9 protein-coding genes are annotated in these 16938 nt (G+C 42.3%); 5 read left to right on the top strand and 4 right to left on the bottom strand.

All coding sequences use genetic code 11. The annotated features are described in order from the left end of the window. The first annotated feature begins 15 nt into the window (after positions 1 to 15). The 5 genes from AB3G73_RS19150 (at position 16) to AB3G73_RS19130 (ending at position 9137) form a co-directional block, all read left to right on the top strand. A complete protein-coding gene (locus AB3G73_RS19150; protein WP_195648894.1) occupies positions 16 to 3132 on the top strand; it encodes a TonB-dependent receptor in 3117 nt (1038 codons plus the stop codon). Between the two features lie 19 nt (positions 3133 to 3151). Then, positions 3152 to 4861: a RagB/SusD family nutrient uptake outer membrane protein gene (locus tag AB3G73_RS19145; protein ID WP_195648895.1), complete on the top strand. Its 1710-nt coding sequence runs from the start codon at positions 3152 to 3154 to the stop codon at positions 4859 to 4861. Between the two features lie 34 nt (positions 4862 to 4895). Then, positions 4896 to 5837: a hypothetical protein gene (locus tag AB3G73_RS19140; RefSeq protein WP_148364140.1), complete on the top strand. Its 942-nt coding sequence runs from the start codon at positions 4896 to 4898 to the stop codon at positions 5835 to 5837. Between the two features lie 240 nt (positions 5838 to 6077). After that, entirely contained in the window at positions 6078 to 7439 is a 1362-nt protein-coding gene (locus AB3G73_RS19135; protein ID WP_195648897.1) for a sulfatase, read from the top strand. 12 nt (positions 7440 to 7451) lie between these two features. Beyond that, positions 7452 to 9137, top strand: coding sequence for an arylsulfatase (locus AB3G73_RS19130; protein ID WP_148364142.1), 1686 nt, complete (start codon positions 7452 to 7454; stop codon positions 9135 to 9137). Positions 9138 to 9231: 94 nt separating this feature from the next. Here the strand turns inward: AB3G73_RS19130 and AB3G73_RS19125 are convergent, their stop codons facing one another. The 4 genes from AB3G73_RS19125 to AB3G73_RS19110 are packed head-to-tail and all read right to left on the bottom strand — an operon-like array spanning position 9232 to position 16915. Further along, entirely contained in the window at positions 9232 to 13248 is a 4017-nt protein-coding gene (locus tag AB3G73_RS19125) for a two-component regulator propeller domain-containing protein (RefSeq protein WP_367745375.1), read from the bottom strand. A gap of 24 nt (positions 13249 to 13272) precedes the next feature. After that, positions 13273 to 14574 carry a murein hydrolase activator EnvC gene (locus AB3G73_RS19120; RefSeq protein WP_148364144.1) on the bottom strand — a complete coding sequence of 434 codons (1302 nt, stop codon included), beginning with the start codon at positions 14572 to 14574 and terminating at the stop codon, positions 13273 to 13275. After that, on the bottom strand, positions 14571 to 15146 hold the full coding sequence (locus AB3G73_RS19115) for a DUF4292 domain-containing protein (protein WP_367745372.1): 576 nt from the start codon (positions 15144 to 15146) through the stop codon (positions 14571 to 14573). Before AB3G73_RS19115 ends, AB3G73_RS19120 begins: the two co-directional genes overlap by 4 nt. Beyond that, positions 15143 to 16915, bottom strand: coding sequence for a tetratricopeptide repeat protein (locus tag AB3G73_RS19110; RefSeq protein WP_148364146.1), 1773 nt, complete (start codon positions 16913 to 16915; stop codon positions 15143 to 15145). Before AB3G73_RS19110 ends, AB3G73_RS19115 begins: the two co-directional genes overlap by 4 nt. Positions 16916 to 16938: the final 23 nt, after the last annotated feature.

Raw genomic sequence — 16938 nt, 5'->3', positions numbered from 1 at the left:
TAATAGATAGAAAACATGAAAAAAATAATAATATTATTCATATGCTTAACCAGTTCCATCTGGCATGTCTATGCACAAACCAAAGTTAGCGGAATTGTCAAAGATGCCCAAGGAATGGAGATGATTGGTGCTACTGTCCTTCAGAAAGGGACTAATAATGGAATAGTGACTGGTTTGGATGGCAAATTTACTCTTACATTGTCCAACGAAGCAGAACAGACAATTCTTATCTCAATGATTGGCTTTATTGAACAATCTATTGCCATAAAAAAGAATCATCCTTTTATCAATGTCACTTTAGAAGAAGATGTTGCGCAATTGGATGAAGTCGTTGTTGTAGGATATGGCACACAGAAAAAAGTATCTCTCACCGGTTCCATTTCTAATGTCGGGACGCAAGACTTGAAAAGTATGCCTGTATCAAGTGTCACAAATGCTTTAGGCGGCCGCATCCCGGGACTAGTAACCCGACAGGAAAGCGGACGTCCCGGTGGCGATCAGGCTACGATGTTTGTTCGTGGTCGCGCTTCATTGAACGATTCTAGCCCCTTGGTACTGATTGACGGGGTAGAACGCCCTATGGCACAAATCGACCCTGATGATATTGAAACCATCTCCGTGTTAAAGGATGCTTCTGCAACGGCGGTATACGGTGTACGAGGAGCAAATGGTGTGATACTGGTGACTACCCGACGAGGTCGTGAAGGAGAAACTCAAATTTCTTTCTCGTCTGAATTCGGTGTTACGTCCTTCAATCGTATATCTCAAACTCTAAGTGCAGAATCCGTTTCAAGATTCATGCGTGAAGGTGCTATCAATGACGGCTTTGACCCTTCCGATACTGGTAATACCCGAGGCCTTTTTCTTTCAGAATACGATAACTATCTCTATCGTACCCAAAAAAGTCCGTTCACACACCCGGACAATGACTTTGTAGATATGTTTACGAAGAATGGTTTCCAACAAAAATACAACGTCAACTTATCCGGTGGAAACAAGACAGTACGCTACTTTGTCTCTGTGGGATACTTTACTCAAACAGGTATGTTTGAGACAGATGTGGACAAAATTAAAGAACACGAAACGATACAAGCTCTTTTAGCAGCCTCACCAGATGTAGCAAAAGGCTTGTACAAAGAAGGCTATAATTCAGAATACAAGTACAATAGGCTCACTACCCGTTCAAATATCGATATCAATCTGACTGAAGATTTTAAAGTATCCGTGAATCTTGCTTATCGTTTCGGAAGTCAGAACCGTCCCTATGGCTACGATGCTGATGGACAGGAAGCCATGCGTTTGTTCGGTATGTTCTACCGCAATTCTCCTCAAGCATTCCCCATCTTGAATGCGAATGGTACCTATGCCGCTGCCGATGGGATATGGAGACAAAATCCACTCGTAACGTTATGTTATACAGGTTTTTTTCTTGATTTCAACAATAAGCTTGAGACAGATTTTGCTTTCAAATATAACCTAAGGAAACTGTTAAAAGGATTAAGTATAGACGGAAAGTTCTCTTACGATGCCGGTTGGAGCAATAACCGCAGCATACAGCAGCGTCCCAATATCTATCAATATAATCCTGTAAACGAAACCTATAAACAAGGGCTTGAAATGGTGTTGCCAACAAAAGCCACTAACAAAACGGCAGCTACACACCGTAAGTATATTGAAGCAGCAGTTCGCTATAAACAGTCCTTCTCCGGACATAACGTATCCGGACTGGCACTTTATAATATGAGTTACACCTCCACCCCCGGCGGACGCTATTCTTACGTGCCTCATATCTATCAGGCTTTAGTAGGACGTGTAAACTATGATTATGAAAATCGCTATCTGCTCGAAGTTAACGCAGGTTATAACGGTTCAAACCGTTTTGCGGAAGGACACCGTTATCAGCTCTTCCCTGCAGCATCAATGGGATGGGTACTGACTAATGAACCTTTCTTTAAAGAAAACCCTATCTTAAGTTTTACTAAACTACGCTTCTCTTATGGTGAAGTTGGTAATGACAAGCTGGGAGGCTTCTCTTACTATTATCGTTCAGGATATGATGAAGGATTAGGGTACACTTTTGGAGAGACACACAATCCTGCGATTAAAGGTCTGATTCAAGGAAAAAGTGCCAATGAAAACATCACATGGGAAGTTGCACGGAAATACAACTTAGGACTTGAGACAAAATGGCTGAAAGACAAAATATCTGCCAGTATCGACTTTTTTAAAGAACGTCGCAGTAACATCTTATGTGAACCGGAAAGATATTCTCAGGCAGCCGGTTCAAACGGACTGGCTCCCATAAACTATGGTGTCGTAACAAATCAGGGATATGATCTGGAAATAGGATATCAAGATCAAAAAGGAGATTTTGGATATTCCGTAAAAGGGATTTACGGATATGCCCACAATGAGATTGTAGAGAAAAGTGAATCAGTGAAACCCTATTCCTATATGTCACAAACCGGCAATCCTATCGGACAGTTTATCGGCTATATTTCCGACGGATTCTTCAGTTCTTATGAAGACATAGCAAGTTCTCCCGTTCAATTCGGACAAGTAAGCCGACCAGGAGATATTAAATACAAAGATTTGAATCATGACGGAGTGATCGATTCCAACGACCAGGCTCCTATCGGTTACAATCCGGTGCCCGAGATGACCTTCTCTCTTGCCGCCGGTTTGAACTGGAAAGGATTTGATTTTAGCATATTACTTCAGGGAGCTGCCCGTTCATCTATCTATCTGCAACAAGATATTGCATGGGATAATTTCTGGGGGAATTATTACGAAGAGCATATCGGAAGATGGACACCGGAGACAGCGGCAACAGCAACATATCCACGTTTCACAAAAGCAGCCACTGCCGCACATCCTAATTATTATAAATCCGACTATTGGTTGAAAGACTCCAAATACTTGCGTCTGAAAAACATTCAGTTAGGCTACACTATACCTCGCAAACTATTGAAAAAATTCGGAGTACGTTCACTTAGAGTATATGCGAATGCCTACAATCTCTTTACATGGGATAACGTAAAAAAGGTAGACCCTGAATCATCGAACAATAGCAATGGACAATTCTATCCACAACAAAAAGTAATAAATTTTGGTATCAACCTGAATTTCTAATGTTTGAAATGAATAATTTATGAGAAAACTATTTATATCCTTTGTAACGGCTGTCCTGCTTACCAGTTGTAGTGCAGATAGCCTGATGAAAGAAACCGAACTGGATCTTACAGATACAGAGAAAGTTTATTCGGACATTACCTTGACCCGCAAAGTTGCATACGACTTGTATGCACGTATGCGCATGGGGAGAGACCGCCTGGGCAGCTTTGGCTTTTTGGCAAACATTGGCGGTTCACCTTGTATGCTTGACAACGCAACAGACGATGGAGCCGGAAATACAACCCGTGCCGGAGGTGCAGTCATTCCCGAACTCGAAAAATTTATCAAGGGAGGAATTGATGCTTCCAAAGGTTTGATTGGCGGTGACCATCCCTGGATATTCTACTATAAGGCCATTCGTTCTGCAAACACCTTCCTAAACAACGTAGACCGTTCACCTCTGGAGGATGCAGAGAAGATCTCCTTGAAAAATCAAGTACGTTTTCTGCGTGCATTGTATCACCACGAACTGTTTCGTTTCTACGGAGCATTAGTAATCGGAGACAAAGAACTCGATCCGTTGCTTTATGATGAAATCAAACGTGAATCGTTAGAGACCACCGTCCGTTGGATTACTAATGAATTCAAAGAACTTGCAGAACCGGGAGTATTGCCGGACAAATACGATGCGGCAGACTACGGAAGAGCTACCCGGGGAGCAGCCCTAGGCTATCTGGCACGCACATTACTTTATGCAGCAAGTCCCTTACACAATGCGTCCGGAGTGACCTGGAGGGAAGCTGCTGATGCTGCCTACGATATGATTGAATATTCTGACAACGGAGATTTCTATCGTTTATATGAAGATCCGACCACTCCGGAAAAGAGCTACACACGATTATTCAATACTCGTGCCAATGGTGAGGTAATCATGGGATTTCTCCGCGCACCGGCAAATGATCTTTACGGAATGATGCCTGCCTTTGACCCCTGGAATGTAAATAAGGAGCTACTGACTTGCCCGGACCAATGGTTGGTAGATTGTTATGATATGCTCGACGGTTCACAGCCCATTCTCGGTTACGAATCAAATACGAAAGCCATCATCAACCCGAATTCCGGTTACAATGAAAATTCTCCTTATGCTAACAGGGATCCCCGTTTGGCGCAAAGCATTCTATGTGATGGTGCTACCTGGCCTCTGGTCAACGGTAAGCCAGCTACAATAGACCTGTCAAAATCATATAGATGGGGAAGCGGATACTTCCTGACAAAGTTCCTGGATGACCGTATCGATCATCGAAAAGGTGGTACCACTTACATGGACTTTCCAATGATGAGATATGCAGAAATCCTGCTTGATTATGCAGAAGCCGAGAATGAAGCTGAAGATACGAACACAGCCAGAGAGAAAGCAATAGCCCAACTTAACAGGATCCGTCGCCGTGCCGGTATCACGACAGACTTACTGGCCGCAGATTATAATCAGGCAACCCTTCGGGAACGCATACGCAAAGAACGCCGTGTAGAACTTTGTTTTGAAGATCATCGATTCTTTGATATAAGAAGATGGCTGATAGCAAAAGATGTAATGAGATTACCGGCTGTCGGAATAAAGAAAATTAACGGTGAATATCAACGGGTAACTTTAGATACACGTAATTATAACGAGCGTATGAACTTGGCTCCAATACCACAGGATGAAGTTAATAACTGCCCGAATATCTACCAGAATCCGGGATACTAATCTAAATAGAATGTTTACTTAAAAAAATAAAGTCATGAAAACAAATAGTATAATTGCATTAATTCTGTCAATCAGTTTATTCGGACTATTTAGCTGCGCAGATAAATATGAAGTTGATTATGAAGCACCTGTCAAGATTGAATTTGCAGATGTCGATCAGAACAATAGAGTATCATTAGAGAAAGGAGTTGCAGAATACACGGCAACTGTCAAAGTACAGGGAGAGATCATGAGTTTTGAAATCTACCAGGCAGATTCCAAAACCGGAATGCAAGGAAATCTGATAGAAGAAACTGCCCAGTCATTTGCAGACGGAACCACTAATTATGAGACAAGTTACAAGTTTACTTCTTTAAAAGAAAATGCCTGTATTACAGTAGTCGTTCTAGGTGCCGACGGTCATACGTACCAACGCAACTTATTGGTAGAGATTACTCCTTCCGTTTTATTCTCCGATCCGGATTACGGAAAAGATGGAGAAATAGTAGAGACAGCCTCGGCCTACTATGGTTGTTATTATGCAACATGGCTTCTTGGACGCACCTATATGGCTGCTGATGCCATGAAATATACAAACGAAGTAGATTTCTCACTCGGAGATGTTATCTTGTCTTCGGGAAGTGAAGCAGTACCTGCTTTTGTTTCACCAGCTAAAAGAAGTGAGTATGGTTTGATGACAATTAGCGGTTTACAACATACATTATTTGCTGAAACCTCTTTATCACAAGCGGAATTTAATGCAATCTCCCAGGTAGATGCAACTCCGATAGAAAGTCTGGCAGATCCGACCTCCGAAGTTTTAGCTATTCAAGCAAATAAAGTTTACCTGTTCAAAACAGCCAATGGAAAGAAAGGATTGATTTGCATACAAAAAATAACAGCAAAAACTGGTACAATCGAAGTGTCACCGGATAATTGGGTAGAAAACACTAAATACTCATGGGTACAATTACTGACTAAAACTGTGGCAAAGTAAAGCTCCCATTCAAGATACTCTCTCCAATGACAGTACCATAGAATAATTAGAAGAATAGAGAAGTTTTCGGTTTCTACGAGCTTCTCTATTCCTGTTTTATCAACAGAAGAAAGGAGAAATCTATCATTCTACCATTTTTTTTCCTTTATTGATTAGTATTTTTCCTTCCTTCTCTGATATCTTCCCTACTTTTGCGAAAAGTCATCACGAAAAACTGAAGTTAATTAAATCAAAATAATTATGAACTTAAAAAAACATTTACCCTGGTTGGGAGCCCTCCTCCCCATTGCTAACACACAAGCTGAAACAAAACCCAATGTAGTAATTATCTATATCGATGATATGGGTATCGGTGATATCGGTTGCTATGGAGGTAAATTCGCTCCTACTCCTAATATTGATAAATTGGCACAGGACGGATTATTATTCAATCAGTATTATTCTTCTGCGCCGGTTAGTTCTCCATCCCGCTGCGGACTGACAACAGGTCTATTTCCTCTTGAAGTGGGAATCAACACTTTCCTGAACGACAAAGCGAGCAATAGGAAATGCGAGCAACGTAATTTCCTTGATGATAAGTTGCCTTCAATGGCACGTGCTTTCCAAAATGCAGGTTACTCAACAGGACATATCGGAAAATGGCACATGGGAGGCGGACGCGACGTACATGATGCTCCTTCTATTAAGAATTACGGTTTTGATGAATACATTTCAACTTACGAGAGCCCGGATCCGGAACCCGCAATCACTGCTACTAAGTGGATATGGTCGGATAAAGACAGTGTGAAACGCTGGAGACGTACCGAATACTTTGTAGATAAAAGTATTGAGTTTGTAAAACATCACAAAGATGAGCCTTTCTTCCTGAACCTATGGCCGGATGACATGCACACCCCTTGGGTACCGGAATTCAAACAAAAGGAAAGAAAAAGCTGGGAAACACAGGAAGCGTTTGCACCCGTACTTGCGGAAATGGATAAACAGCTCGGACGTTTTATCAAAGCACTGGATGAGTTGGGACTGGCGGAAAACACAATCATTATTTTCACCAGTGACAATGGTCCCGCACCTAGCTTCAAATCTGTACGTTCCGCTTATCTGAGGGGAACTAAAAATAGTCTTTATGAAGGCGGTATCCGCATGCCGTTCATCGTCAGATATCCTAAGAAGATTAAAGCCGGACAGGTAAATAATGAGTCTGTATTATGTGCCGTAGATTTATATCCGACTTTATGTTCAGTAGCGGGAATCAAAACTGAAAAAGGCTACAAAGGTGATGGGCAGAACTATGCAAAAGTTCTTCTCGGAAAATCGGAAGCTAAACGCAAGACTGATTTAATGTGGGATTTCGGAAGAAACAAATTCTTCATGTTCCCCGGAAATGCTTATGATAAAAGCCCTCATTTAGCTATACGTAGCGGAAAATGGAAATTATTAGTGAATGGTGACGGAAGTGATGCACAACTATATGACATGGAAAAGGATAAGTTTGAAAAGAGCAATATCGCAAGTGAGCATCCTGATCTGGTTGCCAAGTTGAGCAAAAAGGTATGCCAATGGTATGCCGAAAACAAGGACAAAGGATTACAAACCTCTAATTAAACAATAATATTCATGAATTCTAAAGCTTTTATTCTGCCGGCGGCGCTAATGATAGCCGGCAACACTGCAGCAAACGCCAAAGGAAAAAAGTCTGATCAGAGACCTAATATCCTGGTAATTCTGGCGGATGACCTCGGTTATTCCGACTTGGGATGCTACGGTAGTGAAATCCACACACCTAATCTGGACAAACTGGCAAAACAAGGAGTACGTTTCAATCATTTCTATAACACCAGCCGTAGCTGTCCGACACGCGCTTCCTTATTAACAGGACTTTATCAACATCAGGCAGGAATCGGACGAATGACTTTCGATGACCACCTGCCGGGATATCGGGGTACACTATCACGCAATGCAGTTACCATTGCTGAAGTATTGAAAGAATCAGGATATGCAACCAGCATGGTAGGTAAATGGCATATCGCCGAGACTCCCTTACGCAAAGACCAACGCGAATGGCTGGCACACCACGTATACCACGAAACCTACTCTGACCTCTGTCATTATCCGGTGAATCGAGGATTTGACACCCATTATGGTACGATTTATGGAGTGGTAGATTATTTTGATCCATTCAGTCTAGTAGAAGGAGAAGTACCCGTAAAAGAAGTACCCGACGGATATTACATCACACAGGCACTTTCAGACCGTGCAGTGAAAGAAGTGAAAGAGTATGCCAAAGACGATAAACCATTCTTTATGTACCTGGCTTACACAGCACCACACTGGCCGTTGCACGCATTGCCGGAAGATATTGAGAAATACAAGGATACCTATAAAGTAGGTTGGGAAGCCATCCGTAATGCACGTTACGAACGTCAGAAACAACTGGGTATATTCCCTGACATGGATAATTTCCTGTCTGACAGACAGTTCAAAGATAAATGGGAAGATAATCCACATGCTGAATGGGATGCTCGCGCCATGGCTGTTCATGCAGCCATGATCGACCGTATGGACCAGGGAATAGGACAAGTAATCGATGCTCTGGAAAAGACAGGACAGCTTGAAAACACATTGATTCTATTCCTTTCCGATAACGGATGCAGCAATGAAAATTGTCAGAACTACTCTCCTGGAGAAAACGACCGTCCTGACATGACACGTAAAGGGGAGAAAATGGTTTATCCTCATAACAAAGAAGTACTACCCGGACCGGAAACAACTTATGCTTCACTGGGAGCACGTTGGGCAAACGTAGCCAATACACCGTTCCGTTTCTGGAAAGCTAAATCTTATGAAGGAGGTATCTGTACTCCGATGATTGCTCACTGGCCGAAAGGTATCAAGAAGAATGTCGGCAAGATGACTCCTGAAATCGGGCATGTGATGGATATTATGGCAACCTGTATCGATATGGCGGGAGCTACTTATCCTACCAAATACAAAGGAAACGACATCATTCCATTAGAAGGTAAGAGCTTGGTTCCTATTTTCAAGAACGGACATCGTGAAGGACACGACTATTTGGGATTCGAGCATTACAATGAACGTGCATTTCTTTCTAAAGATGGATGGAAGCTGGTTCGTCCGGGAGAAAACGCTAAATGGGAGTTATACAACCTGAATGAAGACCGGAGCGAAATGCATAATCTAGCAGCGCAACACCCTGAAAAAGTAGCGGAAATGACAAAAGCTTACGAAGCGTGGGCGAAACGTTGTATGGTAGAACCTTATCCGGGACAAAAAAAGAAATAAAAAGCATTCAATTGATTATTTTATAAAAGACTCCTGCCGCAATATCATAAGATATTTCCCGGCAGGAGTCTTTTTATATGCTTTATGCAATCTATCACTCCTCACCTGAAACCGGAGGCTGACCATTATATTCTTTAGGTAATACGCCATATTGCGCTTTAAAACATTTCGCAAAATAAGAAGAAGAAGTAAATCCCACCTGTGCTGCCACTTCAGAAATCCGGGTACCGCTCATAATCAGTTCAGCAGCTCTATTCATACGAAGTGTCTTCAAATAATCATTAGGTGACATTCCGGACAAAGCCTTGATCTTCCGATAGAAATTGGAACGGCTCATATTCATCTGTTCAGACAAGGTATCTATCGAAAAGTTCTCATCTGCCAGCTGTTCGGCTATCACCCCTTGTATCTTCGCAATGAATTCACAGTCTTTCTGCGACATCGCAAAGTCCGTTGTCGAAACAGCCACCGTATCCCCAGCCAGGCTCACCATCAATTTATGGAAAGACTGCCTCAACTTCAGCAAATTCTCGATCTGCATATGAAGTTGTTTGATAGAAAATGGTTTCTCCACATATACATCTGCTCCACATGTAAGTCCTTCGACTTTAGACTCCAAAGTGGTTTTTGCCGTCAATAAAATGACCGGAATATGGGAATAAGAGATTTCAGACTTCACTTTGCAACAAAGTTCCAGACCATCCATCTCCGGCATCATAACGTCGCTTACTATGACATCTACATTTTCCTGCGCAAGCACTTCAAGTGCTTCACGACCATTGGAAGCCCTCAACACACGGAACCATTCTGCCAACGACTCGCGAGTCAGATTCAATAAATCAACATTATCCTCAACCAGCAGAACCGTAAACTTCTTCCCTGAATACTCCGAAGATACAGCATCAGAAACATCCACATGTTCCGGATGCATTTCTACAATATCAGCCGTTTTCTCCGTCTCCCACTCTTTGACCGGAAGAGACAATATAAATGAAGAACCGCCTCCAACATTATCTTCCAAGTACAAATCTCCCTGGTGAGCCTCCGCCAAAGACTTTGCAAAAGCCAATCCGATACCGGTACCTACAGCCGTAGCCACCTTATCATCAGGCAGTTGATAGAAAGCTTCAAATATCTTTTGTTTCTGTTCATCCGGTATTCCGGGACCATCATCATTCACCTGTATCTCATATCCTTTATCAGTGACAACTAGTTTCAATTCAATATGCGCATGAGCATATTTGATGGCATTTCCCATCAGGTTAACAAGAATCTTACTTAATTTCTCCCGATCCACCGTAGACACCAGCTCTTGTTCTGGAACAGTCAATTGTAAATCAATTCCCTTTAATTCAGCAGGGCTTGTAAATTGGTTATAAACATCACTGACAAGTTCCTTAATATCACTCTTCTTCAAATTCAAATGCAGCGTGCCACTCTCCATTTTCTGGAAGTCAAGCAATTCATTAGTAATTCCCAACAGATAATTTACATTCTTATCTATCACAGACAGATACTTGAGATCTTTCCCTTCACGCTCTTTCTCCAACAGTTTTTCCAAGGGAAGACGTATCAAACTAAGCGGAGTACGTATCTCATGCACCAAATTGATGAAGAAGCTAATCTTCGACTTATAAACTTCCTGTTCCTTGGCAGTCTGATATTTTTCCATCCGCCGTTTATATTTGCGTTTAACGCGGAGATTCCATCGCCAGGCCATCCAGCCGATCCATCCCAATAACATGAGAACATAAACAACATAAGCCAAAGTACTACGCCACCAGGGAGGAGTAATCACCACCTTTAAAGTAGTAGTCTTCTCATTCCACTGACGGTCATTATTAGAACCTCTGACTTCGAACAGATACTCACCGGGAGGCAAATTGGTATAAGAAGCCACATTATTCTCGGTATTCATAATCCATTCCTTATCCACTCCCCGAAGTATATAAGAATATCGGTTCTTTGCCGGATCTTCAAAACTAAGAGCGACAAATCGGATGGAGAAACTGTTGTTCTCATAAGATAAAGTCACCTTATCGGCCATATAAAGCGGTTTATCCAACTGAAGCAGTTTCTTTACTTCCAGTTCATCAGTCTGATAAGGCAACCGGATGTCGGTCACATAAACCGGAGGAATGTATTTGTTATCCACAAACTGTTCGGGCTGAAATACATTAAAGCCATTTATTCCACCAAAATACAATTTTCCTTCGGATGATTTCAATGAAGATCGAGCCATAAACTGATTTCCCTGCAAACCATCATTAATCGTAAATTGTCGGAAATGATCTTTAGTGAGAGGATTAATCTTGAAAATTCCGGCATTACTGGATATCCAGAAATCACCTCCCTGATCTTGTTCAATCGCATAAATAACCTTATTAGGTAATAAGGTATTATGCGGATCAAATTCAATGAATGTTTTCGTTTTAGGATCAAAGGAACACAACCCTCCTCCATTAGTACCAAACCACATGGTTCCTTTCGCATCTTCAAACAGAGTGATGACCGAATTGCTGGTAATTGTGGTCGAGTCTTCCCGTTCATGCTGATAATGCTTCCAATGGGCATTCATCGTGTTGTAAGAAAACACACCACTATTGGAAGTCGCAATCCAAAGATGATTGTACATATCCTCATATATATCGACAACAGAAACCATTGAACCGACACTTGTGATAGTCATAAAGTTATCTTTCGCAGAGTCATAACAGCATAATCCCCAACTCGTCCCTACATAGATATCTCCTTTCCGTCCTTTATAGATACATAACACATCATTGCTACAAATTGTATTCGGGATTCCACGAGAGTGAGTATAAGCCTTCACTGCTCCTGTGCGCAAATTAACAACCCGTATTCCTCCGGCATAAGTCCCGATCCATAAGTAGTCGCCGTCCAACATTAAAGAACGAATATCATATTTCTGACTTTTAGCTCCTCCAATAGCATAGGGAGAAAGCTCTTGGGTAGCAGCATTAAAGAAATACAAACCGCTTTGAGTTCCAATCCAGATATTCCCATCTTTACTCTCACAGAAAGGAGCAACCACCTCCCCTGCTCCCGGCACCCCGGACAAATAGGCAGGCGAATAATAATCAAAGCGTTTAGTTTGCTTGGACATATAGTTGATTCCTCCCAGATTGGTCAACACCCAAAGAGCTCCTTCAGCATCCCACATCATTCCATTGATGGTCTGATCGCTCAAACTTCTCGGATCCGCCGGATTATCCGCCCGCTGGAATGTGTTTGTATTCTGATTGAACAGATAAAGCCCGTTATCAGTCCCTACCAACAACTCTTTGTCCGTATACTTCAACAAGCAATGAACAGCTCCGAAATTAAACGCCGAACCACTGTAGTTATCTATAGCTTCGGTTCGTTCATCCAAGCGACTCAGCAGATTGCTTCCTGCACCAATCCAGATTTCTCCATCGATATTCTGAATGCAGTTCACCTTATAACTATCGGAGGCATTTGTTTCCAATGAGATTTCGTATGCCCGGAGAAACTTGCCATTCTCGTCAAAACACAACAATCCTTCCTGTAGAGAAGAGATATACACCCTCTTTTGATCGGCACTCTGACAAAGGTCCCACACAAAAGAAATCTGGACACTATTTTGAGTCAACACCTCTGTTTTCGGATCATAAATAAAAAATCCCTGTCCCAAAGTCGCAATCCAGATAAGACCATTTTCCGTCTTTATAATCTTCTTAATCTCACTACTGATATATACACCATACTGCGTAGTTTTATCAAAATAAGAAAAACGATCGGTATCACGGTCATAAATATAAAGTCCGGAGTTCGTTCCGACCCAGATAGTCTTATCCACTTCTATCAAGGCTTCTACAAAATTATTTTCTAATGAAAATTTGTCGTTGAGAACATTCCGGTACACTTTATTGCCTCGTCCGTCATAACGGTTCAATCCGTCACTGGTACCCAGCCAGATAAAGCCATAACTGTCTTGAAGGGCACACCACACGGTATTATGAGACAACCCATCCTCCACCTGGTATTTCTTGAATGAAAAATAAGGAGACGCAGATAATGTTCCGGCCCAGAAGACCAGCAAGCATATTAGTATTTTAGTTAACTTCATTCTCTGTGTGTTTTTTTAATTCAATTATCGATTCAGCCAAGGTTCAGGGTTCAGCTTTTCTTTCTCCCTGCGCAACTGGAAATGCAATACCGTCCGCCCATTATCCGTAGCGTCAGAAAAGACCTGACCGATAGACTGCTTCGTCTTCACCGTGTCACCAGCCTTAACGGAGGCAGAAGAAAGATTGCAATAAACAGAAATATAATCACCATGACGAATGAGAACGTTAAATAATCCGTTCAATTGGAATACAGCCGCCACCTTTCCATCAAAAATGGCACGTGCCTGTGCACCCGGTCTTCCCTGAATATCAATACCCTTGTTATCCAGTTTCACGTTGCGTAAGCCCTCTACAGCATATTGCCCGTAACGGCTGGTAATGATATAAGCTCCGGATATAGGCATTGGCAGTTTTCCGCGGTTAGCAGCAAAGTTACCCGATAATTCCCGATCCGCCTTGCTCATGGTATAAGCATCAAGAGGTTTCGATTTCGCAGCCGCTTCCGTTGCAGTGGATTTCCCCTCCTTACTTTCCTCTTTCTTACGTGCAGCGGCTTCACGACGGGCTTCTTCCTGTGCACGCTTACGGGCACGTTCTATTTCTTCCGCAATTAATTTATCAATACGGGCATTCAGTTGATTGGCTTCCCTGCGTTTTTTATTAATCTCATTCTGCAATCCTTTCTGTTTCTTTTGCAGATTAGTCACCAACGTACGCTTCTCCTTTTCCTGTTCCTCCAGCTTGACCTTTTCGCTCTCGCGTTCCTGCAGCAGGCTCTCCTTGGCAGCTTTCACCTGTTGCCGTTCCGCTTTCTTCTTGCGTATCTGTTCTTGTTTCTTCAGGATTTCCTCCCCTTGCAGACGTTGATAAGTAGCATATTCACGGACATAGCGCATACGGCGGTAAGTCTGTCCCAAGTTCTTTGCCGAAAAAATAAACATCAGCTTCTCCTCTATCGACTTATTCTTATACAAGTACTGGACAGAAGCTTCATATTTCTTCTTTTTATCTTTCAAATCCTTCTCCAACCCTCTCAACTGACGTTCCAATGACGCCAGTTCACGCTGGATAGCTTCCACATCATTGTTTATAGCCATGATATAGCGTTTCCGTTCTTCAATCTGCCCCGTCAACACAGCCAAGCTGTTCAACTGGCTTCCCACATCTTTCTTTGTATTCTTCAATATAGATTCCGATTCGGCAATCTGTTTTTGCAGCGTGCCGCGTTTACTTTCCAGCTCACGAATCAACTTGTTCGATTGAGCGAAAAGAGGAACTGCCAACCAAAGGCAACTGATTAGAATAACAAAGAAACGTTTCATCATAATAAAGCTACCAGCATTTTTACTAATTCTTCCAAAAGAATTTGGTTATACTTAGACGTCAGTTCCGTCGGAGTCATTGAAAACTCCTGTGTCGAAAACTCATAAAGTTGAACTTTAGCCTTTTCCAATGAGGGGATTCCTATATCCTTTCCTGTCAGTTCTGTCTTTCCGCCAGGAAGAGAAGCATCCATCAATATCTTTTCCAAACGGGAGAATTCCACATTCTTCGATAACACATTCTTCAATTCAGCCTTTGTTGCACGAACGAAGCGTTTATTCATCCGGTCTACAAGCAGCACTTCGTCGGGAGTTACTTCTATACGTGCCACTTCCGTACGGAGAATAGGCATCAATAAGGAGATTTGTACCCGCTCATGAGTTTTCATTTTTAGGGTTCCCCCTACAGACATACTCCCCTTCTTACCGGGAATGGTCAATTGAAGCTTGGAAGCCAAATAACTGGAGGTCTGCGTCTTTGTCGAAGTCTTAGTTTCCGAGGTCGCTAAATGCTTCGAACTCTTACAGCCTGCCAACACTACCACCACCAACAATAGATAAACTATTCTTTTCATTCCGCAATATATTTCTTCTTTTCTATTTTCTGTTTCAACATCTTCGACTCGCTACCCATTTCCAGTGCCTTCTTCCAGTATTTCAACGCACCTTCCACATCACCGGTCATAAAATAAATATCTCCGCAATGCTCCACAATCACATCACTTTTCTCACCGTCGTTCTTCATCGCATTATCAATGTAGATACGGGCTTCGGCATAGTTTCCCTTTTCGAAAAGAATCCAGGCATAAGTGTCGAGATAGGTCGAATTATTAGGTTCAGCTTTCACCGTTTTGTAACTCATCTCCTCCGCTTTGTCCAAATCACGACGTTCCACAGACAGATAATAAGCATAATTATTTAATGCGCCAATATTGGAAGGATTATATACCAAAGCCGAATCGTAAGCAGCATAAGCCTCCGCCATCTGTTTCTTGGTATGATAAATATCCCCCATGATAGAATAAAAATCTGAAACGACTTCTTTCCTCGTATCAGGAGCTATATGTTCCAATGCTCTATTACAAACACTCAATACACTATCTCCCTGTTCTGCCTGATGATAAGCGATAGCCAGATAATAATAAAGCTCCAACGCATCCGGAGTGGCTTCAATGCCCGGTTCGCAGACCTTGATAATTTGCTTGTAATCTTCCTTCTTCACCGCCGCACTGACCAGCATCAAACGGGCAGCCTTATTAGTAGGATCCAGATCAACCACCTGCTCCAATACCGGCACAGCTTCCTGTTCCATATTCTTCGACAACAGGTATTGAGAATAAAGCATCGGTATCTGCGGATCATCCATATCCTGCTTCATCATCCGGTCAAACAACTCAATCACCTGAGTGCTATCTTTAGCGGATGACTGTTCATTTTCCGCAATCACCTGTCTCATGACACTGATTTTAGTATCAGAAGTCACCTTTTTGTTCAATAACAACGTATCCAGTTGCTGTTGATACAATTCTTTCTGACCGGTCTGTTCATAATAAGAAGCCATCGAGAAAAGAGCCATCGGATTATCAGGTTCTACAGCCAGAACTTTCTGGTATACATCATAAGCTTCCTGCTTTTTCCCATTCTGAAGATATACATCTCCCAGGATCACCTGATAACGCATATCCATCGGATATTCCTGTACCAGACTTTCTATTTCCTGAAATGCCTTCTTATCATCTTTCATCTGAAGATAAATCCGGAATTTCTCCATAGACAGCTGCTCATTCTTACCCAGACGTTTCTCTAAACGGTTCAATGTGGAAATGACATCATTATACTTCTCCTGGCGACTGTAAATATCAAGAAGGCTGAACAAAGGGTCCTGTTTCGACGGGAAACGGGTGACCATCTTCTCAAGCAAAGCCGCAGCCTTATCCAATTCATTTTGTTGCTGATACAGACTGACCAATCCCTGACTATACCAATAGTTATCAGGCGCAAAAGCCACTGCCTGTTCCAGAGCAGCCTGACCTTGCGGCACCTGGCGAAGGAACATATAATATTGCGATATTTCATAAAGCGCAGAAGAAGCAGTGGGGTTGATATCCAGACAATGCTGTAGCAATCCAAATGCCGCATCATACTCATTCTTTCCTTTCATCCGCATGGCTTCCAAGAAGAAGTAGTCATATTTACGCTGTTGTTCAGCAGAAAGCCATGTTTCCTTCATCAAAGAAGCTCCATCTGCTTTCGCTGTTGTTTTTGCTGTACGCACAGACCGGATTCCCCCACACGAAGTGAGCATCAATACCGTCACGAACAGCCATCCTATTTTTATCTTCATTCTATTTTCTCCATTAAGCATTC

This window comes from Bacteroides sp. L008, assembly GCF_040812255.1.
Classification (GTDB): Bacteria; Bacteroidota; Bacteroidia; order Bacteroidales; family Bacteroidaceae; genus Bacteroides; species Bacteroides vicugnae.
This window is presented reverse-complemented; position numbering and strand designations above follow the sequence as displayed.

Bases quoted from the DNA above. Each gene is read 5' to 3' on its own strand.
- AB3G73_RS19130 (WP_148364142.1), top strand. From the start codon at position 7,452: ATGAATTCTAAAGCTTTTATTCTGCCGGCGGCGCTAATGATAGCCGGC.
- AB3G73_RS19110 (WP_148364146.1), bottom strand. From the start codon at position 16,915: ATGAAGATAAAAATAGGATGGCTGTTCGTGACGGTATTGATGCTCACT.
- AB3G73_RS19120 (WP_148364144.1), bottom strand. From the start codon at position 14,574: ATGATGAAACGTTTCTTTGTTATTCTAATCAGTTGCCTTTGGTTGGCA.
- AB3G73_RS19150 (WP_195648894.1), top strand. From the start codon at position 16: ATGAAAAAAATAATAATATTATTCATATGCTTAACCAGTTCCATCTGG.
- AB3G73_RS19115 (WP_367745372.1), bottom strand. From the start codon at position 15,146: ATGAAAAGAATAGTTTATCTATTGTTGGTGGTGGTAGTGTTGGCAGGC.
- AB3G73_RS19135 (WP_195648897.1), top strand. From the start codon at position 6,078: ATGAACTTAAAAAAACATTTACCCTGGTTGGGAGCCCTCCTCCCCATT.
- AB3G73_RS19145 (WP_195648895.1), top strand. From the start codon at position 3,152: ATGAGAAAACTATTTATATCCTTTGTAACGGCTGTCCTGCTTACCAGT.
- AB3G73_RS19140 (WP_148364140.1), top strand. From the start codon at position 4,896: ATGAAAACAAATAGTATAATTGCATTAATTCTGTCAATCAGTTTATTC.
- AB3G73_RS19125 (WP_367745375.1), bottom strand. From the start codon at position 13,248: ATGAAGTTAACTAAAATACTAATATGCTTGCTGGTCTTCTGGGCCGGA.